At 63.0% G+C, this 22,630-nt stretch carries 16 protein-coding genes; 10 read left to right on the top strand and 6 right to left on the bottom strand.

Going from position 1 to position 22,630, the window contains the following annotated elements; genetic code table 11:
- The first annotated feature begins 177 nt into the window (after positions 1-177).
- From ACJ512_RS26810 to ACJ512_RS26765, 10 genes are all read left to right on the top strand, one after another.
- Positions 178-369 (top strand): ferredoxin, encoded by a 192-nt coding sequence (locus ACJ512_RS26810; RefSeq protein WP_407688100.1) that lies wholly within the window; start codon positions 178-180, stop codon positions 367-369.
- Positions 370-414: 45 nt separating this feature from the next.
- A complete protein-coding gene (locus ACJ512_RS26805; protein WP_407688099.1) occupies positions 415-1,338 on the top strand; it encodes a 3-oxoacyl-ACP reductase in 924 nt (307 codons plus the stop codon).
- Between the two features lie 236 nt (positions 1,339-1,574).
- Positions 1,575-2,339 carry an MlaE family ABC transporter permease gene (locus tag ACJ512_RS26800; protein ID WP_407688098.1) on the top strand — a complete coding sequence of 255 codons (765 nt, stop codon included), beginning with the start codon at positions 1,575-1,577 and terminating at the stop codon, positions 2,337-2,339.
- Between the two features lie 19 nt (positions 2,340-2,358).
- The gene (locus ACJ512_RS26795) at positions 2,359-3,201 is read left to right on the top strand and encodes an MlaE family ABC transporter permease (protein ID WP_407688097.1); all 843 of its coding nucleotides are present in this window, start codon (positions 2,359-2,361) and stop codon (positions 3,199-3,201) included.
- 12 nt (positions 3,202-3,213) lie between these two features.
- Positions 3,214-4,416 carry an MCE family protein gene (locus tag ACJ512_RS26790; protein WP_407688096.1) on the top strand — a complete coding sequence of 401 codons (1,203 nt, stop codon included), beginning with the start codon at positions 3,214-3,216 and terminating at the stop codon, positions 4,414-4,416.
- The gene (locus tag ACJ512_RS26785; RefSeq protein ID WP_407688095.1) at positions 4,416-5,468 is read left to right on the top strand and encodes an MCE family protein; all 1,053 of its coding nucleotides are present in this window, start codon (positions 4,416-4,418) and stop codon (positions 5,466-5,468) included. The genes ACJ512_RS26790 and ACJ512_RS26785 overlap by 1 nt, the downstream gene beginning before the upstream one ends.
- A complete protein-coding gene (locus ACJ512_RS26780; protein WP_407688094.1) occupies positions 5,458-6,522 on the top strand; it encodes a virulence factor Mce family protein in 1,065 nt (354 codons plus the stop codon). Before ACJ512_RS26785 ends, ACJ512_RS26780 begins: the two co-directional genes overlap by 11 nt.
- On the top strand, positions 6,519-7,922 hold the full coding sequence (locus ACJ512_RS26775; protein WP_407688093.1) for a virulence factor Mce family protein: 1,404 nt from the start codon (positions 6,519-6,521) through the stop codon (positions 7,920-7,922). The genes ACJ512_RS26780 and ACJ512_RS26775 overlap by 4 nt, the downstream gene beginning before the upstream one ends.
- On the top strand, positions 7,919-9,082 hold the full coding sequence (locus ACJ512_RS26770) for a virulence factor Mce family protein (RefSeq protein WP_407688092.1): 1,164 nt from the start codon (positions 7,919-7,921) through the stop codon (positions 9,080-9,082). The genes ACJ512_RS26775 and ACJ512_RS26770 overlap by 4 nt, the downstream gene beginning before the upstream one ends.
- Before the next feature lie 12 nt (positions 9,083-9,094).
- Complete coding sequence (locus tag ACJ512_RS26765; protein WP_407688091.1) at positions 9,095-10,789, top strand: virulence factor Mce family protein; 1,695 nt, start codon at positions 9,095-9,097, stop codon at positions 10,787-10,789.
- Between the two features lie 30 nt (positions 10,790-10,819).
- Here ACJ512_RS26765 and ACJ512_RS26760 read toward each other — a convergent pair whose 3' ends face one another.
- Genes ACJ512_RS26760 through ACJ512_RS26735 form a run of 6 tightly spaced genes read right to left on the bottom strand, consistent with a single transcriptional unit; the run spans position 10,820 to position 22,507 of the window.
- Positions 10,820-13,411, bottom strand: coding sequence for an AAA family ATPase (locus tag ACJ512_RS26760; protein ID WP_369739994.1), 2,592 nt, complete (start codon positions 13,409-13,411; stop codon positions 10,820-10,822).
- A gap of 15 nt (positions 13,412-13,426) precedes the next feature.
- Positions 13,427-16,507 (bottom strand): type III restriction-modification system endonuclease, encoded by a 3,081-nt coding sequence (locus tag ACJ512_RS26755; protein WP_369739993.1) that lies wholly within the window; start codon positions 16,505-16,507, stop codon positions 13,427-13,429.
- A gap of 5 nt (positions 16,508-16,512) precedes the next feature.
- Positions 16,513-18,369, bottom strand: a complete 1,857-nt coding sequence (locus ACJ512_RS26750; protein ID WP_369739991.1) for a site-specific DNA-methyltransferase — start codon at positions 18,367-18,369, stop codon at positions 16,513-16,515.
- A gap of 18 nt (positions 18,370-18,387) precedes the next feature.
- Positions 18,388-19,053, bottom strand: a complete 666-nt coding sequence (locus tag ACJ512_RS26745) for a DUF4391 domain-containing protein (protein WP_369739990.1) — start codon at positions 19,051-19,053, stop codon at positions 18,388-18,390.
- Positions 19,050-22,319, bottom strand: a complete 3,270-nt coding sequence (locus ACJ512_RS26740) for a helicase-related protein (protein ID WP_369739989.1) — start codon at positions 22,317-22,319, stop codon at positions 19,050-19,052. Before ACJ512_RS26740 ends, ACJ512_RS26745 begins: the two co-directional genes overlap by 4 nt.
- Positions 22,320-22,321: 2 nt before the next feature.
- A complete protein-coding gene (locus ACJ512_RS26735) occupies positions 22,322-22,507 on the bottom strand; it encodes a helix-turn-helix domain-containing protein (protein ID WP_069404361.1) in 186 nt (61 codons plus the stop codon).
- Between the last annotated feature and the right edge of the window lie 123 nt (positions 22,508-22,630).

Here is a 22,630-nt window from a genome sequence, read left to right as displayed (position 1 = left end):
CTGTCCTTTGGCTAGGCGTGAGAAGCAGGCCGGCCACCCGTTCGTCTTCCCGGTTGTAACACGTTCTAGTCTGGGAATCCAGCGACCGTTTCCCCAGACCTACCGGGGCCCCTATGGTGTAGCTACATACCAACGGGGCATGTGCTCATATTGAAGGCCAGATTCGAGGAGGGTACCGTGCGGGTGATCGTTGATCGTGACCGGTGCGAAGGCAACGCAGTATGCCTGGGAATCGCGCCGGACATCTTCGACCTGGACGACGACGACTATGCCGTCGTGAAGCTTGACCCGATCCCACCCGACCAGGAGGGTTTGGCCGAGCAGGCGATCGCCGAATGCCCGCGAGCCGCGCTCCTACGCGGCGAATGACCCGGGCGCGACGCCGGGCGACTCGAAACTAGAGGTATTCATAAATTGACTAGCAGCACGAACGCGACCGATCTCTCCGGGAAGGTCGCGGTGGTCACCGGTGCGGCCGCCGGCCTGGGGCGCGCCGAGGCGCTCGGCTTAGCCCGCCAGGGCGCCACCGTCGTCGTGAACGACATGGCCGGTGCCCTGGACTCCTCCGACGTCATCGACGAGATCGGCACCGCCGGGTCCAAGGCGGTCGCCGTTGCCGGGGACATCAGCCAACGCGCGACCGCCGACGAATTGGTTGCCTGCGCCGACAAGCTCGGCGGGCTGGACATCGTGGTCAACAACGCCGGGATCACGCGGGACCGGATGCTGTTCAACATGTCCGACGAGGAATGGGACGCCGTCATCGCGGTGCACCTGCGCGGCCATTTCCTGCTGACCCGCAACGCGGCCACCTACTGGCGCGCGAAGGCCAAGGACGCGGCGGACGGCAGCGGCAAGGTGTTCGGCCGGCTGGTCAACACCGCGTCGGAGGCGGGTCTGGTCGGACCGGTCGGGCAGGCCAACTATGGCGCCGCCAAGGCGGGCATCATGGCGCTGACCCTCTCGGCCGCGCGGGCTTTGGGCCGTTACGGGGTGTGCGCCAACGCGATCTGTCCGCGGGCCCGCACGGCGATGACGGCCGACGTCTTCGGCCCCGGCCCCGAAATGGAGGAGGGGCAGATCGACCCGCTCTCGCCCGACCACGTGGTGACCCTGGTCCAGTTCCTGTCGTCCCCGGCGGCCGCGGAGGTCAACGGCCAGGTGTTCATCGTCTACGGCCCGCAGGTGACGCTCGTGTCGGCGCCCGCCGCGGAGCACAGGTTCAGCGCCGACGGGCCGGCGTGGAACCCCGCCGAGCTCAGCACGACGTTGGGAGAATACTTTGCCGGCCGCGACCCCGAGCACAATTTCGCGGCCGTCGGACTGATGGAGCAGTAGCCGGCGCGCTGGCTGAAAACAGGGGTTCCGACGATTAGAACTTGTGTCAGTTTGGAACACGGCAACTTGCTCTGACCTGGCGAAATTAACGATTCCGACAGAGAAATAGCGTTCATTGACAGGGTCAACTTGTTCTGGGTTAATATGATCCGGCTCACACCCGAGCCGCAAGTGACCGAAGGGCGCGCAAAGGCGACACGCAGGCTTCGCCGCGAGCAGCGAAGGGGGGGACCACGTTGATCCAGCAGCTTGCGGTGCCCGTCCGCGCTGTCGGTGGATTCTTCGAGATGTCGATCGACACCGCGCGCGCGGCGTTCCGGCGGCCCTTCCAGTTCGGTGAGTTCCTGGATCAGACGTGGATGATCGCGCGCGTGTCGCTGGTCCCGACCCTGCTGGTGTCCATCCCGTTCACGGTTCTGGTGGCGTTCACGCTGAACATCCTGCTGCGTGAGATCGGTGCGGCCGACTTGTCCGGCGCCGGAACGGCTTTCGGCACGATCACCCAGCTCGGTCCGGTGGTCACCGTGCTCGTCGTGGCCGGTGCCGGCGCCACCGCGATCTGCGCCGACCTGGGGGCCCGCACCATCCGCGAGGAGATCGACGCGATGCGGGTGCTGGGCATCGACCCGATCCAACGGCTGGTCGTACCGCGGGTTTTGGCGTCCACACTGGTCGCGCTCCTGCTCAACGGCCTGGTCGCCGCCATCGGTTTGTCCGGCGGCTACGTGTTCTCGGTCTTCTTGCAGGGTGTCAACCCGGGCGCCTTCATCAACGGGCTGACGGTGCTGACCGGGCTTCGCGAATTGGTTCTCTCCGAAGTCAAAGCGCTGTTGTTCGGGGTGATGGCCGGGCTGGTCGGGTGTTACCGCGGTCTGACGGTCAAGGGTGGGCCGAAGGGCGTCGGCAACGCCGTCAACGAGACCGTCGTGTACGCGTTCATCTGTCTGTTCGTCATCAACGTGGTGACGACCGCGATCGGCGTGCGGATCTCGGCCAAGTGATGACGCGAGTGATCAGCCGATGAGTTACGACGCCACCCTTCGGTTCCGCCGCTTGATGTCGCGTTTTACGGAACCGGTCGACGACTTCGGCGAGCAGGCCCTGTTCTACGGCCAGACGATGCGTCACGTCCCCAGCGCGCTCACCAAGTACCGCACCGAGACGATCCGCCTGATCGCCGAGATGACGATGGGCACCGGGGCGCTCGTCATGATCGGCGGCACCGTCGGCGTCGCGGCCTTCCTGACGCTGGCCTCCGGCGGCGTCATCGCCGTGCAGGGTTACTCGTCGCTGGGCAACATCGGGATCGAGGCGCTGACCGGGTTCCTCTCGGCGTTCCTGAACGTACGCGTCGTCGCGCCCGTGATCGCCGGTATCGCGCTGGCGGCCACCATCGGCGCCGGTGCCACCGCGCAACTGGGCGCCATGCGGGTGTCCGAGGAAATCGACGCCGTCGAGTGCATGGCGGTCGAATCGGTGTCCTACCTGGTGTCCACCCGGCTGATCGCCGGCCTGATCGCGATCGTTCCGCTGTATTCGCTGTCGGTGCTCGCCGCGTTCTTCGCCGCCCGCTTCACCACCGTCTACATCAACGGGCAGTCCAAGGGCCTCTACGACCACTACTTCAACACCTTCCTCATCCCGTCCGACCTGCTGTGGTCGTTCCTGCAGGCGATCGTGATGTCGATCGCGGTGATGCTGATCCACACCTATTACGGCTACAACGCCAAAGGCGGGCCGGTGGGTGTGGGCATCGCGGTCGGGCAGGCGGTGCGGACCTCGCTGATCGTGGTCGTCGTCATCACTTTGTTCATCTCACTTGCCGTGTATGGCGCGTCCGGTAACTTCAACCTCTCCGGGTAAGGGGAGTTCCCAATGGCAGAAGGCGAGTCTCGGCGATCGACGGTCCGGCTGGCGGCGGCGCTGCTGGCCAGCCTGATCGTGGGGTTCGTCGCCCTGACTTACCTCTCCTACACAGCGGCTTTCGCGCCGACCGACACCGTCACCGTGTCCGCGCCGCGGGCCGGGCTGGTGATGGACAAGGGCGCCAAGGTGAAGTACCGCGGCATCCAGATCGGCAAGGTCACGGCCATCGATTACGCCGCCGACCGCGCCCGTCTGACGCTGGCCATCGACAGCAACGACATGCACTTCATCCCCTCCAACGCGACGGTGCGGATCGGTAGCAACACCGTCTTCGGCGCCAAGGCGGTGGAATTCATTGCACCGCAGACGCCTTCGGTGACGTCGCTGCGCCCGGACGCTCACGTTGCCGCTTCGGCGGTGCAGCTGGAAGTCAACACGTTGTTCCAGTCGCTCATCGAGCTGATGCACAAGATCGACCCGGTGGAGCTGAACGGAACGCTGAGCGCGCTGGCCGAGGGACTGCGTGGCCACGGCGACGACCTGGGCCAGCTGCTGTCGGGATTGAATACACTGACGCGCCAGACGAATCCGAAGCTGCCGGCGCTGCAGCGGGACTTTCGTGAGGCGGGGACCGTCACCAACATCTACGCCGACGCCGCCCCCGATTTGAACACCGTCATCGACAACCTCCCGACGATCAACCAGACCGTGGTCGACCAGCAGAGCAACCTCGACGAGACGTTGTTGGCCACGATCGGACTGGCCAACAACGCCTACGACACGGTGGCGCCGGCCGAGCAGAACTTGATCGACACCGCCAACAGGTTGCGCGCCCCGGTCAAGGTGGCCGCGGACTACTCCCCGGAATTCGGTTGCCTGTTCGCGGGTATCGAACGCGGCATCAAGGAGTTCGCGCCGCTGCTCGGCGTCCGCAAAGCGGGGCTGTTCACCTCCTCGAGCTTCGTGCTGGGCGCGCCGTCGTACACCTACCCGGAGTCCCTGCCCGTCGTCAACGCCTCCGGCGGTCCGAACTGCCGTGGGCTGCCCGACATCCCGAACAAGCAGTACGGCGGGTCCTGGTACCGCTCCCCGTTCCTGGTCACCGACAACGCCAACGTCCCCTACGAGCCGTTCACCGAGTTGCAGTTCGACGCGCCCTCGACGCTGCAGTTCTTGTTCCACGGCGCGTTCGCCGAACGGGACGACTTCTGATGGCGGCCGCGGGTATGCCGTCGCATCGTTCGATGGTGATCAAGGTGAGCGTCTTCACCGTGGTGATGGTGCTCGTGTCCGTCGCACTGATAGTGGTCTTCGGTGACTTCCGCTTCGGGTCCGAAGGCACCTACCACGCGACGTTCACCGACGTGTCGCGGTTGAAGGCCGGCCAGAAGGTCCGCATCGCCGGCGTCCCGGTCGGTGCGGTGCAGGGCATCGCGCTGAACCCGGACAACACCATCGACGTGAAATTCGGGGTCGACAAGCGCTACACCCTGTATTCGTCGACACGCGCGATGATCCGCTACGAGAACCTGGTCGGTGACCGTTTCCTGGAGATCACCTCCGGTCCGGGCGAGCTGCGCAAGCTGCCGCCCGGCGGGACGATCAACGCCCAGCACACCCAGCCCGCCCTGGATCTCGACGCGCTGCTCGGCGGGCTGCGCCCGGTCGTCAAGGGCCTGGACGCCGACAAGATCAACACGATCAGCGGTGCGGTGATCCAGTTGTTGCAGGGGCAGGGCGGAGCGCTGTCGAACGTGCTGGCCGACACCAGCGCCTTCTCGTCGGCGTTGAGCAACCGCGACCAGCTCATCGGTGACACGATCACCAACCTCAACACGGTGCTGGGCACCATCGACGCCAAGAGCGCGCAGTTCTCGGCCAGCGTCGACCAGTTGCAGAAACTGATCACCGGGCTGGCCGAGCACAAGGACGACATCGCCGGCGCCATCGGACCGTTGGCGTCGACGACGACGGACCTGACAGAGCTGCTGAAGAATTCGCGCCGGCCCCTGCAGGGCATCCTGGAGAACACCCGGCCGCTGGCCACCGAGCTGGACAACCGCAAGGCCGAGGTGGACAACGACATCGAGCAATTGGGCGAGGACTATCTGCGGCTGTCCGCGCTGGGCGCCTACGGCTCGTTCTTCAACATCTACTTCTGCTCGGTGCGGATCAAGATCAACGGCCCGGCCGGTGGTGACATCCTGCTACCCATCGGCGGACAGCTCGACCAGAGCAAGGGGAGGTGCGCTTTTGTCAAGTAGCCCGAGGCGCGAGCGCGACCCGCTGCGCACCGGCGTCTTCGGCCTGGTGCTGGTGGTCTGCATCGTCCTGATCGCCTTCGGTTACGCCGGGTTGCCGTTCTGGCCGCAGGGCAAGGTCTATGACGCCTACTTCACCGACGCGGGCGGCATCAAGCCGGGCAACGCCGTGTACGTGTCCGGCTTCAAGGTCGGCAAGGTGCAGGCCGTCGGCCTGGCCGGCAACAGCGCCAAGGTGACCTTCACGGTCGACCGGCACGTCGCGGTCGGCGACCAGTCGCTGGCCGCGATCCGCACCGACACCATCCTCGGGGAGCGCTCGATCTCGGTGAGTCCGGCCGGCGCCGGCAGGACCACCAGCATCCCGCTGAGCCGGACGACCACGCCGTACACGCTCGCCGGCGCGCTGGAGGACCTGGGCCAGAACGCGAGCAATTTGAACAAGCCCCAGTTCGAGCAGGCCCTGAACGTTCTGACCGACACGCTGCATGACGCCACCCCGGAGCTGCGCGGTGCGCTGGACGGGGTGACCTCGCTGTCGCGCACCCTCAACCGCCGCGACGAGGCACTGCAAAGCCTGCTGGTGCACGCCAAGTCGGTGACGTCGGCGCTGGCCCAGCGCGCCGGACAGGTCAACAAACTCGTCGACGACGGCGACCAGTTGTTCGCCGCGCTCGGCGAACGGCGCGCGGCGTTGGGGCGGCTGATCTCGGGCATCGACGCTGTCTCGCAGCAGATCTCGGGGTTCGTCGCCGACAACCGCAAGGAGTTCGGCCCCGCGCTGAGCAAGCTCAATTCGGTGCTGGCCAACCTCAACGAGCGCCGCGACTACATCACCGAAGCCCTCAAACGGCTGCCCACCTACGCCACCGAACTGGGCGAGGTGGTCGGTTCGGGGCCCGGGTTCAACGTCAACGTCTTCTCGGTGCTGCCGGCGCCGATGATCGCGATGATGTTCGACTTCTTCTACCAGCCGGGCAAGCTGCCGGCCAGCCTCGCCGACTACCTGCGGGGTCTCATCCAGGAACGCTGGATCATCAGGCCGAAGTCACCATGACGAAACGGATAGCGGCCAGCCGGGGGCTGCGCTACACCACCGTCATCGCGCTGGTCGCGGCGCTGGTGGGCGGCGTGTATGTGCTCACCGCGCAGGCCAGCAGCCGGACCATCGTCGGCTACTTCGCGTCGGCCGTGGGCATCTACCCCGGTGACCAGGTGCGGGTCCTCGGCGTCCCGGTCGGCCACATCGACACGATCGAACCGCGGCCCTCGGACGTCAAGATCACCATGTCGGTGTCCGACGACGTGAAGGTGCCCAAGGACGCCCGGGCCATCATCATGTCGCCGAATCTGGTGGCGGCGCGGTTCATTCAGCTCACCCCGGCCTACACCGGTGGGGCGGTGCTGCCCGACGGCGGAAGCATCGACCTGGCCCGCACCGGTGTCCCGGTGGAATGGGACGAGGTCAAGGAGTCGCTGACCCAGCTGGCCGTCCAGCTCGGTCCGACGGGATCTGTTGGGGGGTCGATGCAAGGGCCGTTGGGCGCCGCGATCAACCAGGCCGCCGACACGTTCGACGGCAACGGGGAGTCGTTCCACAGCGCCCTGCGCGAGCTCGCGCAAGTCGCAGGGCGGCTTGGGGATTCGCGCGGCGACCTGTTCGGCACGGTCAAAAACCTGCAGGTGCTCGTGAACGCGCTGTCGTCGAGCAACGAGCAGATCGTGCAGTTCGCCGGCAACGTCGCATCGGTGTCGCAGGTGCTCGCCGACAGTTCCCGCCACCTGGACACCACGCTGGGCACCCTCAACCAGGCGCTCTCGGACGTCCGCGGCTTCCTGCACGAGAACAACTCCACGCTGGTCGATACGGTCAACCAGCTCAACGACCTGGCCAAGACGCTGAGCGACCAGAGCGACAACATCGAGCAGGTCCTGCACGTGGCGGGCCCGGGCATCTCCAACTTCTACAACATCTACGACCCCGCGCAGGGCACGCTCAACGGGCTGCTGTCGATCCCCGAGTTCGCCAACCCCGTCCAGTTCATCTGCGGGGGATCCTTCGACACCGCCGCCGGGCCCCGCGCGCCCGACTATTTCAAGCGCGCCGAGATCTGCCGCGAGCGGCTCGGGCCCGTGCTGCGCCGGATCGCCGTGAACTACCCGCCGATCATGTTCCACCCGCTCAACACGATCACCGCATACAAGGGACAGATCATCTACGACACCCCGGCCACCGAGGCCAAGGCGCAGACCCCGGTGCCGGAGCTGACATGGATCCCGGCCAAGGGCGCCAAGTCGCCCGCCCCCGAGAACCCGGCGGATCTGCAGGCGCTGCTGGTTCCGACGGCCCCGCAGACCGGCGCCGCTCCGGGTCCGGGTGCGGTGCCCGGCCCGCCCTCCGCGTTCGGTCCGCTGCCGGGTCCCGCGCCCGCCGCCGGGCAGGGTGGTGGCCGATGAGGCGAATGTGGTTGCGCGGCAGCGTGCTGGCGGTCGGCAGCGCGCTGGTGGCCGGTTGCCAGTTCAACGGGCTGAACTCGCTGTCGATGCCCGGCACCGCCGGTCACGGCAGCGGCGCCTACTCGGTCACCGTCGACATGCCCGACGTCGCGACGCTGCCGCAGAACTCGCCCGTCATGGTCGACGACGTGACGGTCGGCAGCGTCTCGGGCATCTCGGCCGAGCAGCGGCCCGACGGGTCGTTCTATGCCGCGGTGAAGTTGGCGCTGGACCGCAACGTCGTGCTGCCGGCCAACGCGACCGCGAAGGTGGCCCAGACGTCGCTGCTCGGTTCCATGCACGTCGACCTGGCCGCGCCGAAGGACAAGCCGGCGGTCGGCAGGCTGACCGACGGCGCGAAGATCCCGCAGTCGCGCACGGGTCGCTATCCCACCACCGAGGAAGTGTTGTCGGCCCTCGGCGTGGTGGTCAACAAGGGCAACGTCGGTGCGCTGCAAGAGATCACCGACGAGACCTACCAGGCCGTCGCGGGTCGGCAGAGCCAGTTCGTCGACCTGATGCCCCGGCTGGCCGAACTGACCGCGGGACTCAACCGGCAGGTCAACGACATCATCGACGCGGTCGACGGGCTGAACCGGTTCTCGGCGATCCTGGCGTGCGACAAGGACAACCTGGGCCGGGCACTGACCACGCTGCCCGAGGCGGTCGGCGTGCTCAACAAGAACCGGGACCACATCGTCGAGGCGTTCGGTGCGCTCAAGCGGCTGGCCACGGTGACGTCGCACGTGCTGTCGAAAACCAAGGTGGACCTCGCCGAAGACCTCAAAGGCCTGTACTCGGCGGCCAAGGCGCTCAACGACAACCGGAAGAACTTCGTCACCTCGCTGCAGATCCTGCTGACGTTCCCGTTCCCGAACTTCGGGATCAAACAGGCCGTGCGCGGCGACTACCTCAACGTGTTCACGACCTTCGACCTCACCCTGCGCCGCATCGGCGAAACGTTCTTCACCACTGCGTATTTCGACCCGAACATGACGCACATGTCCGAGATTCTCAACCCGCCCGATTTCTTGACCGGCGAACTGGCCAACCTGTCCGGACAGGCGGCCGATCCGTTCAAGATCCCGCCCGGTACGGCGTCGGGTTCGGACGGGCACTAGGGGGCGGCGCTGATGCTCGACAGACTGACCAAGGTTCAGCTGGCCATCTTCGCGGTGATCACGGTGGTCACGCTGACCGTGATGGCGGTCTTCTATCTGCGGCTGCCCGCCACCTTCGGCCTCGGGACCTACGCCGGCACGGCCGACTTCGTCGCGGGCGGCGGCCTGTACAAGAACGCCAACGTCACCTATCGCGGCGTCGCCGTCGGCCGGGTGGAGTCGGTCGGGCTCAACCCCGATGGCGTGACCGCCGAGATGCGGCTGAACAGCGGGACACCCATCCCGTCGAACGTCACCGCCACCGTGAAGAGCGTGTCGGCGGTGGGCGAGCAGTACATCGACCTGGTGCCGTCGGGAACTCCGGCATCGACCAAGTTGCACAACGGGTTCCGCATCGCCCAGCAGGACACCCGGATCGGCCAGGACGTCGCCGATCTGTTGAAGCGGGCCGAGACGCTGGTCAACAGCGTGAGCGACACCCGGCTGCGGGAGGTGCTGCACGAGACGTTCATCGCGGCCAACGGATCGGGACCCGAGCTGGCCCGGTTGTTCGAGTCCGCGCGGCTGCTGGTCGACCAGGCCAACGCCGACTATCCGCGGGTGTCGGAGCTGATCGACCAGGCGGGCCCGTTCCTGCAGGCCCAGATTCGCGCGGGCGCCGACGTCAAGTCGCTGTCGGACGGGCTGGCGCGGTTCACCGCCGAGGTGCATCAGGCGGACCCGGAGCTGCGCTCGACGCTGGCCACCGCGCCGGGCGCGGCGGACGAGGCGAACACCGCGTTCTCCGGCATCCGGCCCTCCTTCCCGGCGCTGGCCGCCAGCCTGGCCAACCTGGGCCGGGTGGGCGTCATCTACCACAAGTCGATCGAGCACCTGCTGGTCGTGTTGCCGGCGTTGTTCGCCGCGATCGTCACCGCCGCCGGCGGCGAGCCGCAGGACGAGGGCGCCAAGCTCGACTTCAAGCTCGACCTGAACGACCCGCCGCCGTGCTCGGTCGGATTTCTGCCGCCGCCGCTGATGCGCACACCGGCCGACGAGACGCTGCGCGAGCTCCCGCCCGACCTGTACTGCAAGGCCGCCCAGAACGATCCCACCACGGTGCGCGGCGCCCGCAACTATCCGTGCCAGGAGTTCCCCGGCAAACGGGCGCCGACGGTCCAGCTGTGCCGCGACCCGAAGGGCTACGTGCCGGTTGGCCGCAACCCCTGGCGCGGCCCGCCGGTGCCCTACGACACACCGGTGACCAACGGACTCAACGTGCTGCCGCCCAACCACTTCCCGTACGTCCCGCCGGACGCGGATCCGGATCCGGGCACCCCCATCGTCGGGCCGCCACCGCCGGGTGTGGTGCCCGGTCCCGGGCCGGCGCCGCATCAGCCGGCCTACGATCCGCCGCCGCCCAACGACAACGGGCTTCCGCCGCCGTTCACGTCGTGGCAGCCGCCCGGGGTGCCGCCGGTGCCACCGCAGGTTCCGTATCCGAAGTGGCTGCCGCCGCCACCGCCGCCGGAGGGCACCGGCGCGGCACCCGAAGCCGCTCCGGCGCCCGGGCCGCCGCCGCAGGCCAGCGGGCCGGCCTACACCACCTACGACCCGAAGACCGGCGCGTTCGCGGACCCTGCGATTATGCGAAATTTCTATGTCTCACGAGACACTGTGCACCGTGAACGGTTGAGCTCCCGGCAAGCTGCATCTACGTTCGCTTGACGCACGCAGCGTTTCACGGTAACCACAGTGTTACTCGGTCGCCTCTAGGTACTGCTTGCGCGCATCCTGCAGTTCCTTCCAATGAGTTTCAAGACTGGACAGGCTCGGACCGACTCCAAGGGTCGGTAGTGGTTGGGAATGCGCCTCGGTGTATCGGCAGGCGTCCTCGAATATGCGGGTCACAACCTCGGAGGCGGCCGGCAGTGCGCCTACCTTGATCTCGCGGAGCGTCGTCATTCGGATGTTGGGCTGTAGCCGCTGCGATACGCCCTTCAGCAGCTCCGTTTCCGTGAACACTTCACACCACGACCTGATCCAGCTATAACCCTCGCGGACCAACGCTGCGCGTGCTTCGCCATCCACAGCGCGGGCGGCCTCGATCGTTTTGTTGATGTGAGATCTAAGGTTTCCGAGTGAATCCCAGCGCGGGCCAGACGCTCTCGTGACCTTGCCCTTCCCGTCCTCATCAGTCACGTGAAAGTAGGCACATCGCTTCGACGTTTCGAAGAGAGACAACAACGTGGCCGCAAAGAAGACATCGTGCGTAAAGACGATCACCTGATTGTGTTCGGCAAGGCTCGCCATCCGGCGGGCAACCTCGTTAATGCGCCTATGGTCCAGGCTGGAGACAGGATCATCGAAGATGACCGGTGCTGTGATCCCCGCCAGGCGAGCCTCAGCAAGGAAATCGGCAAGCGCCAGTACCTTTTGTTCTCCCTCAGACAGAACCTTGGAAGGCTTGTGCTGACCCGCCAGGGTCTTGCGACGTTGCGCTCGCCCTTGCCGGCCGACGAACTCAACCTGGAGCCCAGGTGCCCGCAGTGCGTCGCATTCCTCAGCGAAGAGCTTGTCGAAGCTCTGGTTGATGAGCTGGTCGCTCGCAGCCTTTGCGAGCTCCGTCACCGACCGACCCAAAGAGGAGAACTTGCCGGCCAAGACACGCAGTTTGTCCGACTCCTTTGCCCGTTCTACCTGGGCCTGAATCGTTGTCCAGGACTTCGTCAGCTCCGCGGCCGCCGTCAGCTCCGCTAACTCAAGTGTCTTCTCGCGAAGAGCATCGGCGCGGTTCTCCGCCTGTGTCTTCAGATCCGCGATCTCTGCCTCAACGGATGCGTGTGCCGCCGACACGTCAGAGCTGAGGGCCGACAGACCCTCCATGCTGGAGGTGTCTATGGGGCCTAACGCTCGAATCGCTTCCGCCGCAGCAATAGCGGCGTCTCTGATGCCGGATAGTGCCGTGTCGTATGACGGCTGGCCGGCTCCAGTCCCGTGATCATCTATGAACGCGTTGATCTCGTTGAGTTGGATCGCCAGGATCGGTGCCGTCGCACTTTTGATGCTCTGTTCCACAGAGGCGATGTCGGAGCTGATCTTGTCGGTGAGGTACTCACCGTACTTTGAGACAAGGGCCTTGGCTGGATCCGCCAACGGCTGGCGGCAGTAGAGGCAGCGCTCCGCATCGTGCACGCCAAGCGATTCCAGGTGCATCCTGTACCGTTCGCCGCTTGAAACGAACGCATCCCAGGTGTCTTCGGGGGCTGCCGGGAGATCGGCAGCTGCGAAGAGGTCGGTGCGGAAGCTGCGATAATCGGCTCGGAGCTCGCCGAGTTGCTGGATCTGCGCATTGAGCTCTTCAACGTTTAGTGAGCCGAGCGTGGTGATAGCAAGCACTGCTTGCCGCAACACTCGCTCGTCTCTCTGTCGCTCTGTGATCTGAGCGGTGATGGTGTCGGCTTCAAGCGCGGCGACTGCTCGGCGCAGGACATCGATCCGCTGGTCCACGTCAGCGCCTCTGTCGGCCAGCGCGTTGAGTTCGGCGAGGTCCGTAGACGCGCCGAGTGTTTCCACGAGCGGATAGATTGCCGAATCTCGCGGAAAACGATTCAGCAGTGTGGTTGAGCCAGACGACAGGTTCACGACGGCCTGGTTTATGCGCTCCTGCACGCCTTTGATGGCTGTGTTCACATGATTGAACAGGGCAAGGACAGTCGGGACATACACGTATTCCAGATCGTCGTCCACGTGGAAGTGCACCGCGGGACTGTCGAAGATCGACATCCGTGTGAAGGGCGCTTGTCCGTGCTCACCAGTCCACGCAAACTCCTTGACTTCAGGTCCGACCGTGTACTCAACTTTCGCCGAAGTCGGTGCAACTTCGGTCACGGTGATATCGCTGAGGATTGCATCCGCAGTGCGACTTCCTGCGAGCGCCTTGAAGATTCGTGCGTAACCAGTCTTCCCAGTGCCGTTCTCGCCAAACAAGATGGTCATTCCGGCATGCGGCTCGATCACAGAACCCGTCACGATCGCGTTGACGCCGGTTACCTCAGAAAGTCTGGTGATGGCAAGCGGGAGTTCAGCGTCCTCTTCCGACACCTCCGCTGTAAGGCCAGGCTCCGTTGGAAGGGTTCGTTCATCAAGTCCTTTCTCTTGTCGAAAGAGCGAGTACACATCGTCGATGTCGTCGCTTGACAGGGCTCGACCAGTGCCCAGTACACGTCGGACGATTGAGCGGACCCATTCATCCTGCTCATTCGCCCACGTCGCGAGAGTCTCACGCGGGTCGGGAGGGCGCGGCCCCTCGACGTCGACAGCCTGTGATTCCAGCCCCTCGTCCTTCACGTGACTCCCCCCGGCTCACACCGTTACGAGCTGCATCAGCTCGGTGTAGTCGGTGACAACCTCGTACTTGACGTTCTCGCCATTCTTCTCGTTCAGCGACGCGAAGAACTTCCGGGCGCATTCGATTTTCGCGTCCTCGACTCCTTTGAGCTGAAGCGACGAGAGTGAGCCTTTGGTTTCGGCGACGAAGTAGATGTGTTTGACGGTTCCCTCGGTGAACGCGATGGCCCAGTCTGGGTTGTAGTCACCGACGGGGGTCGGGATGAAGAATCCGCGTGGCAGCTTCGCGTAGACGGCAACCTCCTGACTGGTATCGAGTTCGGTGACGAATTTCCGTTCCACTTTGGAATCGGTTACGACGTAGTCGTAGATGTGCTTCGTCAGCTTGTTGCCGGCGTGCGTGAGGTCCTGCTTGGTCTGGTTCTCGGTGAAAATCGCTGTGTCAAAACGGTCATCGAGCGCATCGTAGGTCAGGTGCTCGATGATCGCGGTTGCTTTCTGCTCGTTGATGAGTCGGGCAGCTTCGGTGATGAACTGCTCCGGATTGAGCCGGAACTTGGCGAACGTCTCCGGTGTGACTCCACTGAGGATAGCTGCCGCGCTACGACGGGTCAGCTGCGTTTTCTCGGTGATTTCACCGAGTAGGTCGTATTTGACCTGGGATGCGGCCGACACTGTCGCTGTGTGGGTGGCGGTGCTGGATACGTCGAATCCGGCACCGCTGGTGAGGTCGTCAGCTTCGAGCGAGTCGCGTTGCGTGCCCGCCTGGACGACGTACTGCATCGCGGCGACCTTGAGATGCTTGTCGAGTGCGTGAATGCATTTGGCGATGAGCTCGGATGAGTCGAACTCGACCTGATAGACAGCCTTGTGGTTGATCCGGCGCCACAGGGCCTGGAACTCCTTCTTGGCGAAGTTGGCCTCGTTGAGCGGGATCTTCTTCGGCTTGCGGTCGTCGGTCGGGATCGGCACGTCGATGTTCAGCGAGTCGACCAAGGGCAAGAGGAACTTGAGCACCGGTTTCAGGGCCTCTGATGTCGGCTCTGCCAGGGTGCCAGCCTCTCTCGCTGCCTTGTACTCGTCAGAAAGGGTGTCATCGTCGTTCAGGTAGTCGTTCTTGATCAGGTACCTATAGAGGGCCTGCGCAAGGGCTTCCTCGACCACCGACTCACCGTCTTCGGTCTGAATTGTCTTGCCGGCAAAGAACTTCACGCTTGCCTTGCGCGGCCGCGCGGCCAGCGAGTCGGAGATTTCCTTTTGCAACCCGGCGACGAAGTCGGTGTAGGACTCATCGGTAACGACCGTCAGCTCGTTGATGTCGTGCACCGTGACGGGGTTGTCCATACGTTCGCCGTGTTGGTCGACGGCCAAGCGCAGGCCGCGGCCGATCTCTTGCCGCCGAGATACGGTGTTATCGCTTTTCTTGAGCATGCCCATCACGAAGACGTTGGGGTTGTCCCAGCCTTCCCGAAGGGCGGAGTGGGAAAAGATGAAGCGAACAGGCTCGGCCAGCGATAGCAGCCGCTCCTTGTCCTTGAGGATCAGATCGTAGGCGTCGACGTCCTTGGATTGACCCTTCTCGTCACCTGTCGCGTGCACCGGCCCGTCAACCGCATGCCTGGTCTTCTTGTCGATCGAGAAGTAGCCCTCGTGCACTGCTCGGACGGCATCGCGTCGCAAGTAAGCCTGGTAAGCCACTGTTGCGGGATCCAGTTCCAGCTCCCCAAGAACCTCATCGACGATCGCGGTGTACTCATCCTCGAAGACCCGGGCATAGTCACCGAGCGTGTCCTCGCGGTCGTAATCGCGGTACTTCGCCACCTCATCAATGAAGAACAGCGATAGAACCTTAATGCCTCGGGTGAACAGTTCGCGTTCCTTGTCAAGGTGCGCCCGAATCACCTCCCGGATCTGAATGCGGCGCTTGGCTTCCTCAGTGACGTCACGGTCGGAGAGCTGTCCAGCGATGACGACATCACCGTTGCTGAGTTCGATGATGTCGCGGTTGGCGTCGATGTCGGTGATGAAGAGACCCTTGTACGCCTCGATGCCATTGGAGATGTCATGGAGGTTGGCGCCCACGTCGAGGCGCTTGACCTGTCGCGCGATCGACCCACCTTTGGTCTGTACCTCGATCTCCACGCGGGCCCGCGGTTTTGCGCCCTTGGCGATCTCGATGGCATCGAGATACAGGTAGGCCGTCGTGCCGGCCAGCCCCTTCACGGTGATGCCTCGCACCGCGATCTTCTTGACCAACTTCTGGTTGTACGCATCGAGGGCGTCGAGGCGGTGAACTTTGGTGTGCTCGACCTTGTGAGTTGCCGAGTAGCGCAGCACCATGAGTGCATTGAACCGCGACAGCGCTTCTAATGACTTTGGTGCACTGATCTTTTGCGGTTCGTCGATGATCACGATGGGACGGTTTGCGCTGATGACATCGATGGGACGTCGCGACTGGAAGTCGTCGAGTTCGTCGTAGATGCGGCGATTATCCTTGCTCGTCGAATTGAACGCCTGAATGTTGATGATCATCACCTGCACCCCGGCGTCCGAGCTGAATCGCTCCAACTCATGCAGCTGAGATGAGTTGTAGATGAAGGACCGAGGCTTGCTGCCGTACGTCTGCTGGAAGTGCTCGGCCGTCAAATCAATTGACTTCTTCACGCCCTCGCGAATCGCGACCGACGGGACTACGATGATGAATTTTGACCAGCCGTACCGCTTGTGCAGTTCCATGATCGTCTTGATGTAGACGTAGGTCTTTCCGGTACCGGTTTCCATCTCGACGTCGAGATTGGGAGCACCCGGAGCGGCTTTGCTGTCCACCAGCTTGTCCGACAGCGGCAGGTTTCGCAGCCGTTGAACGCGCTGAACGTTCTCTAGCAACTGCTCTGGTGTCAACGCGATCTCGGCATTTCGTAGACCCGAGTCGGAGGTCGAGCTCGCGTCAAACAGCGTCGGTGCCGTAGCCGGCTTCGCCCTGCCCGGGTCGATCCGATAAGAGACGCCATCATATTTCGGCTGTCCGGCGAAGGCGTCGACAACCGCGTCCACGGCATCGGTCTGATACTGCTGAATCTTGAACTGAAGCTTCATCAGTGTCAGATGGCCTTCACATCCGTCGCCGGCGAGATCTCACGGAAGATCTGCTCCGCATTGATCCGAGCGTCGTCGGATGCAAAGCCGGCATCGCGGAACACCGCCCGCAGTGGCTCGCGCTTGGCGATGGTTCGCACCAACTCCGGGCTCACTGCTGAATCGAAACAGGCGATAAGTGCGCCGTCTTCAACAACAAAGACGTCGTAGCATTCGTGCTTCTCGACCACGATCGGCATGGTCAGTTCGAGACCCCAGTCCAGCAGCACCTGGAAAAGCAGATCCTCCGCGGATCGACCTGGCTTCACGCTGCTCTCAAGTTCAGTGAGTGCTTGCTGGCCAGTCTCGTCTGGGGCCCGCAACACGTCAGCCATACTTGTTGTATCGACCTTGAATGTTCGGAATCCACAGTCGATGTCAGGTGCGGTTAAGCCTGCACGGTCTTTTACTTCGGTGCCAGCTTTCCGAATCCGCTGGCGAGCGATCTCGCTAATAGAACCAAAACCCGCCTTGCCTGCAGCCGACTCCGGCGCAACCTTCTCGGGGAACTGAACGACTGCGAATCGCCTAGAACCACCATCGTCAGCGTTGAGCCGCATGACAGCTTCGGCCGTCGTACCGCTGCCGGCAAAGAAATCAAGTACTAGGCAATCACGCGCTCCGGTCGATCCGTACCGGATAAGGCGTTTCAGCAACGCGACGGGCTTTGGATAGTCGAATATCCTCTTCGATCCCAGCATCTTTGCGACTTCCTCGCTACCATCTTTCGTGGTCCCAGCGTCGAGGAGAATCGAGCTGGGTGTCCGCGTGTCGCCGCGCTCGACCCGCTCGTTTAGAAACAGCTTCCGTTTTGGCGCTGAGTCGCCCCTCAACCCGAACTTGACTCGGCCGTCCTCCATGAGCTGCTGCATAGATACACGGTTGATAGCCCAGGATCGGCCAGCCGGTGGCCAAAAACCCTGTCCGGTGGCCGGATTAACTACTTCGTAATGTGTATCACCGCCTGGCTTATTGGCATCAAGTGGGACCAGCTTCCACGGACCTCGCGGATCGGAGTCTGTGTTCGAATACTCGTCTGCCCGCAGGGGCTCACCCCAGAAAGTTAAGAGTTCGCGGTTTCGCGCATACACGAGAATGTAATTGTGGTTCGCGGAGATTTCCTGGTCGTCAGATATTGAAGTGCGGGACTGCCAGATGATTGTCGCAACAAAATTTTTCGCGCCGAATACTTCATCCATGACGATTCTAAGGTTGGCGCCCTCCTGATCTCCGATCGTCAAGAACATCACGCCGTCATCGGTCAGCAGGTTTCGTGCCAATCGAATCCTCGGGTAAATCATCGATAACCAGTCAGAATGGAAGCGCCCATTAGTCGACAGATTCGCGACCAACCTGGCGCCGGAGGTGTCAACGAATCCTGATTGAGCTAGGTAGGTGGGCGGCGAGACCGCGAACGAATCGTGGTAAACGAGGTCGGTACCCGTGTTGTATGGAGGGTCTGCAAACAGCACCTTTACTTTGCCCAGGTACGACTCTTGAAGAAGCTTCAATGCGTCGAGGTTATCGCCCTCGATGAACAGGTTCTTGGTAGTGTCGAAGTCAACCGACTCTTCGCGAACCGGCCTGAGAGTCTTTGCAATCGGCGCGTTGGCGGCGAATGCCGCTTCGCGCTTACCGGGCCAGTCGAGCCGGTAGCGCTCCTGCGGGCCTTCGACAACATGATCCGACAGTTCCTGGCGCAGCAGGTCGAAGTCGATGGCCTTCTTGGGATTGCCGTCGGCGTCGAGCGTCTCGGTGATGACGTTGGGGAACAGCTCGGCGAGCTTCTCGATATTGGCCTCGGTCAAGTCGGGCGATGTCATGCGAAGTTTCTCCACCTGCTACCTCTGCTGTTCCAGTTCTGCTTGCTTCGTTTTCAGGGCGCGCCGAAGCTCTACCTTGCGGTTGAGTTGCGGCTCGGCGCGGAGTTTGCGCTCCAGGGAGGCGACCTCGCGTTCGAGCTTGCGCACGGCCTGGAGTCTGGCAGCGACGTCTGACAATTCCTCTCCTGGCCGTGCTGATACCGGGGTCAGCGGCGCGAGGAGTGCGGTGTACAGGGATGGCAGGCTGATCGCTGTTGGTAGTGGCTGCCGCTCGGCATCCGGGGTTTGCCAGTCGGTCGTGTAGTAGGCGCTGAGCTTGGGCGTAGCGGGGCCGACCTGCTTGTGCGATGCAGCCATCCGGACTCGCTGCTCGTCTCCTTCGCCGGTGACTATCTCGAAGATGATGGGGGTCTTCACCGCTTTGTCGATGGCGGCGAGCACGGACTCGCTGACATCGTCGCCCTTTGTGTCGATCTGGAAAACTTGGATCTCGGGGACGTCTGTGTTGCCGGGCAGGTTGATGGTGGCTTGGGCGAGTTTGTAGGCCCAGGTGATGCGCTGGACTTCGGAAACGAATTTGTCACGTACTGCACCGGAGACAGTGCCGTGTTCGTAGAACTTGGTTTTCGGGACGGTACGACCGAATTTGGCGGCGGCGGGCCAGCGGTAGAGCAGGGCCGTCATGTGGTTCCTTCGGAGGCGTCGACGATCGCGATGAATGCGGTGAGTTCGAAGTCGTCGAGGCCGGCGATTGCCTGGGTGAGGGCGGTCGTGTGTCCATCGCTGAAGAGGCTGTCGATGTCGCGTTCTTCGGTGACGTCGATCATGGATCGGATTGCTGCGGTGAGCAATTCGGAGTACTTGCCCATCTCTGCGCCTTCGCGGGTGGCAGCGTTGAAGACGCGGGTGACCTCGGTGACGGGTTCCTCGTGGGGCCGGCATCCTGCGCGAATCAGGTCGAGAAGGTGTTTGACCTCTGTGTGGTCGGCGATGACGTTGCCGTTGTCGTCGAGGTAGACCAGGTAGTGCGGGTGCAGCCGGTTGCCCCGATTGATGTTCTCGTTGGCGTCGACGTTGCGCAGCGCGAACAGCACACCGGGGTGGAGGCCTCTGGAGGGGTCTGCGGGGATTACTGCGTGAAGTCCCTTCGGCGCGGTGGCCAGGTCGCCGGCCTTCTTGAGGTATCCCAGCAGGTCCATTCGGAAGTCGTTGAGGCCGAGATCGGTGATGGATACACCGGTGCGGACGTCTTCGAGTTCGATGACTTCGTCTTGGAGCTTGCGGAGCTGCTCCTTGCGGAACGCGGCGTCGCTGCCTTCGAGGGTGAGGACGTTGTCGTCGGCGGTGCCGGCGAGGTCGGCGATGACCATGCGGTTCTCGACGCGTTCCTTGAGGTTGATGTATTCGTCGAGGGAGATGTCGGGCCAGAAGTTCACGAGCTGGATCTGGGCGTTGGTCGAGCCGATGCGGTCGATGCGGCCGAATCGTTGGATGATCCGTACTGGGTTCCAGTGAATGTCGTAGTTGACGAGATAGTCACAGTCCTGGAGGTTTTGGCCTTCACTGATGACATCGGTGCCGATCAGCACATCGAGTTCGCCGGTGTCTTTGGGCATGGTGAGGTGGCGTTGCTTGGACCTTGGCGAGAACAGCGTCAGGACCTGCTGGAAGTCGTAGCCGGTCCCCAGCGTTGTTTTCGCGGCGTGGGCACCGCCGGTGACGAGGGCGGTGTGTAGCCCGGAGTTGCTCAATGTGGGCGCGAGCTGTTTGTAGAGGTACTCGGCAGTGTCGGCGAACGCCGAGAAGATCAGTGCCTTGCGATTTAGCGGGTTGAGGGGGTTGGCGGCCTTGTCCTCGATGAGTCGTTTGAGCGCCTGCAGCTTGAGGTCGTGATCTGGTGTGACCCTGCGCATCTCGTCGAGTAGCTCGCGGAGGGTCTCACGGTCGTTCCACAGATCACGCTGCCAGGATTCTACGTCGATGTCATCGAGGTCGATCTTGATCTTCTCGCCAAACGAGAGCGCTTCGACGTTGGCGTCATCCTCGTCGTCGACATCGAGGTCCAGGCCGGAGAAATCGACGCTCAGATCGTTCAAGGATCCTGTTCGTGACTTGATTCGGATAAGAGTGTTGTCGACCGCGCCTTCAATTTTGGCGAGGGTGAGCCGGAACGCCTCGACCGAACTCTCCAAACGTTTGAGCAGGTTGACCGTCATGAGCTTTTTCAAGCCCTGCTCACGGCCGAGTTGCCCGATGTTGGAGCGCGCCGTGCCGCCCTTGACGTTGTAGAGGTCTTCGTACTTGCCGATTCGGCTTGGGAATACGTAGGACAGCGGCGTGTAGACGGCCAGGGTGAGCGCTTGAAGTTGTCCGAAGATTTCGTTGAATGCGGGCACATCGGGGAGGTCGGAGAGCGGCTCACGAATGGACCGCGGCGGGAGCCGTTGTGGGAAGGTACCGATTTCGGTGGTGTCGTAGAACGCCTGAATGTGTTTGCGGGACCGTGCGATGGTGACCGAGTCGAGCAGTTCGAAGAAGTCGAAGTCGAGCATCTGCAGGATACGGTCGGTGGTGCGCGCCTCGGGGTCGAGCTTGGACCACTCGTTGAAGACGCGCTGCGCGTCGCTGAACACTTTCTCGACCGTGGTCGAGATGTTCAAGTGTTGGCTGAGGTTCTCCGACTCTCCTTCGTAGGCAAGTTGGAGTTGGTTCTTCAGGTCGTTGAAGCGGTTGTTGACCGGTGTGGCCGACAGCATGAGCACCTTGGTCTTCACACCCTCGCGGATGACTTGACGCATCAGCCGTTGGTAGCGCGACTCTTTCTCTTCTGCGTAGTCCGCGTTCCGGAAGTTGTGGGACTCGTCGATAACGACGAGGTCGTAGTTGCCCCAATTGATTCGGTCGAGCCGCAGCCCCAACGATTCACCCTTGGTGCGGGAAAGATCGGTGTGGGCGAGGACGTCGTAGTTGAACCGGTCTTGAGCGAAGATGTTCGTCGTCAGGTTGGCGTTGTAGTTGGTCCAGTTCTCCGCAAGCTTCTTCGGTGCAAGCACCAGGACGGACTTGTTGCGCAGCTCGTAGTACTTGATCACTGCCAACGCGGTGAAGGTCTTCCCGAGCCCCACGCTGTCAGCGAGGATGCAGCCGTTGTAGGTCTCCAGCTTATTGATGATTCCCGTCGCCGCGTCCCGCTGGAAGTTGTACAGGCTCTGCCAGACCTGCGTTTCCTGGTAGCCGGTGCGATCATTCGGCAGGACGTCCTCGCTGATGTCGTCGAGGAACTCCGAGAACAGGTTGTACAGGATCAGGAAGTAGATTCGCGCCGGTGAGTTTTCGGCGTACACGCTCGCGATGTGGTCGTACACCGCTTGGGTAACATCTTCGAGCTGCGTGGGGTTGTTCCAGATCTGATCGAACAGGGCGGCGTACTGCCGTGCCATGGGAGCATCGTCGAGCTTGGTCACGACGTTCGACACGGCGTTCCCACGCTCATAGCCAAGGTCGGCGGAGGTGAAGCCTTGGATCGGCTGGTAGGCGACCTTGTCATCCACAACGACGAACTGCTGCATCGGGGCACCGGTCCGGTTCGACCGGAAGCGAACCTTTCGGCGCACCCATTCCGCGCATTCACGCGCGATGGCCCGCTGCGTCAGCTTGTTGCGCAGACGGATCTCGAACTGCGAACCGTAAAGCGACGACTCCCCGTTGGACCCCGGCGGAATGAAAAACTGTCGGCGTTCCTTGGGCAGCTGATCAGTAGCCGCCGCGGCGACAAACGACGGCGAGGTGAAGACGAACTCGAGCTCTTCGACGCGCTCCAACTCCTTGCGCAGCGCCTCAAACGCGAAGATGGAAAACGTCGATGCAGCGATACGCAGCTTCGACCCAGCCTGCACCTCAGCCTTGAGATCATCGCCGAGGAGGTCGTTGACGTTGTCGATGATGTGCATGTTCAGTCCTCCGCGGCCGTCGCCCCGTTACGACGAACCCAATCGTCGACCTCAGCCGCCTGGAACTTCCACAGGCGCCCCACCTTGTGAGCGGGCATGGCCTTCTCGGCGATCCAGCTGTAGATCGTGTCCTTGGTGACGCCGAGGTGGGTGGCGATGTCGTCGGCTGACAGCCACGGCTCAGCCACAGGCAACCTCCTGACTATCGACCCCCTGCGTGCCGACTGGTCGATCTTAGCGGGATGAACCGATTTAGACCGTGTATTTGCGGGTTCAACCGACTCTGTCGAGGTCGGAAAGTCAGCCTGTGA

Origin of the sequence: Mycobacterium cajalii, assembly GCF_045809005.2 — a bacterium.
In the GTDB taxonomy this organism is placed as follows: domain Bacteria; phylum Actinomycetota; class Actinomycetes; order Mycobacteriales; family Mycobacteriaceae; genus Mycobacterium.
This window is presented reverse-complemented; position numbering and strand designations above follow the sequence as displayed.

Excerpts from the sequence above, each read along its gene's own strand:
- ACJ512_RS26765 (WP_407688091.1), top strand. The coding sequence starts at position 9,095 with ATGCTCGACAGACTGACCAAGGTTCAGCTGGCCATCTTCGCGGTGATC.
- ACJ512_RS26785 (WP_407688095.1), top strand. The coding sequence starts at position 4,416 with ATGGCGGCCGCGGGTATGCCGTCGCATCGTTCGATGGTGATCAAGGTG.
- ACJ512_RS26775 (WP_407688093.1), top strand. The coding sequence starts at position 6,519 with ATGACGAAACGGATAGCGGCCAGCCGGGGGCTGCGCTACACCACCGTC.
- ACJ512_RS26740 (WP_369739989.1), bottom strand. The coding sequence starts at position 22,319 with ATGCACATCATCGACAACGTCAACGACCTCCTCGGCGATGATCTCAAG.
- ACJ512_RS26790 (WP_407688096.1), top strand. The coding sequence starts at position 3,214 with ATGGCAGAAGGCGAGTCTCGGCGATCGACGGTCCGGCTGGCGGCGGCG.
- ACJ512_RS26745 (WP_369739990.1), bottom strand. The coding sequence starts at position 19,053 with ATGACGGCCCTGCTCTACCGCTGGCCCGCCGCCGCCAAATTCGGTCGT.
- ACJ512_RS26770 (WP_407688092.1), top strand. The coding sequence starts at position 7,919 with ATGAGGCGAATGTGGTTGCGCGGCAGCGTGCTGGCGGTCGGCAGCGCG.
- ACJ512_RS26750 (WP_369739991.1), bottom strand. The coding sequence starts at position 18,369 with ATGACATCGCCCGACTTGACCGAGGCCAATATCGAGAAGCTCGCCGAG.
- ACJ512_RS26795 (WP_407688097.1), top strand. The coding sequence starts at position 2,359 with ATGAGTTACGACGCCACCCTTCGGTTCCGCCGCTTGATGTCGCGTTTT.
- ACJ512_RS26755 (WP_369739993.1), bottom strand. The coding sequence starts at position 16,507 with ATGAAGCTTCAGTTCAAGATTCAGCAGTATCAGACCGATGCCGTGGAC.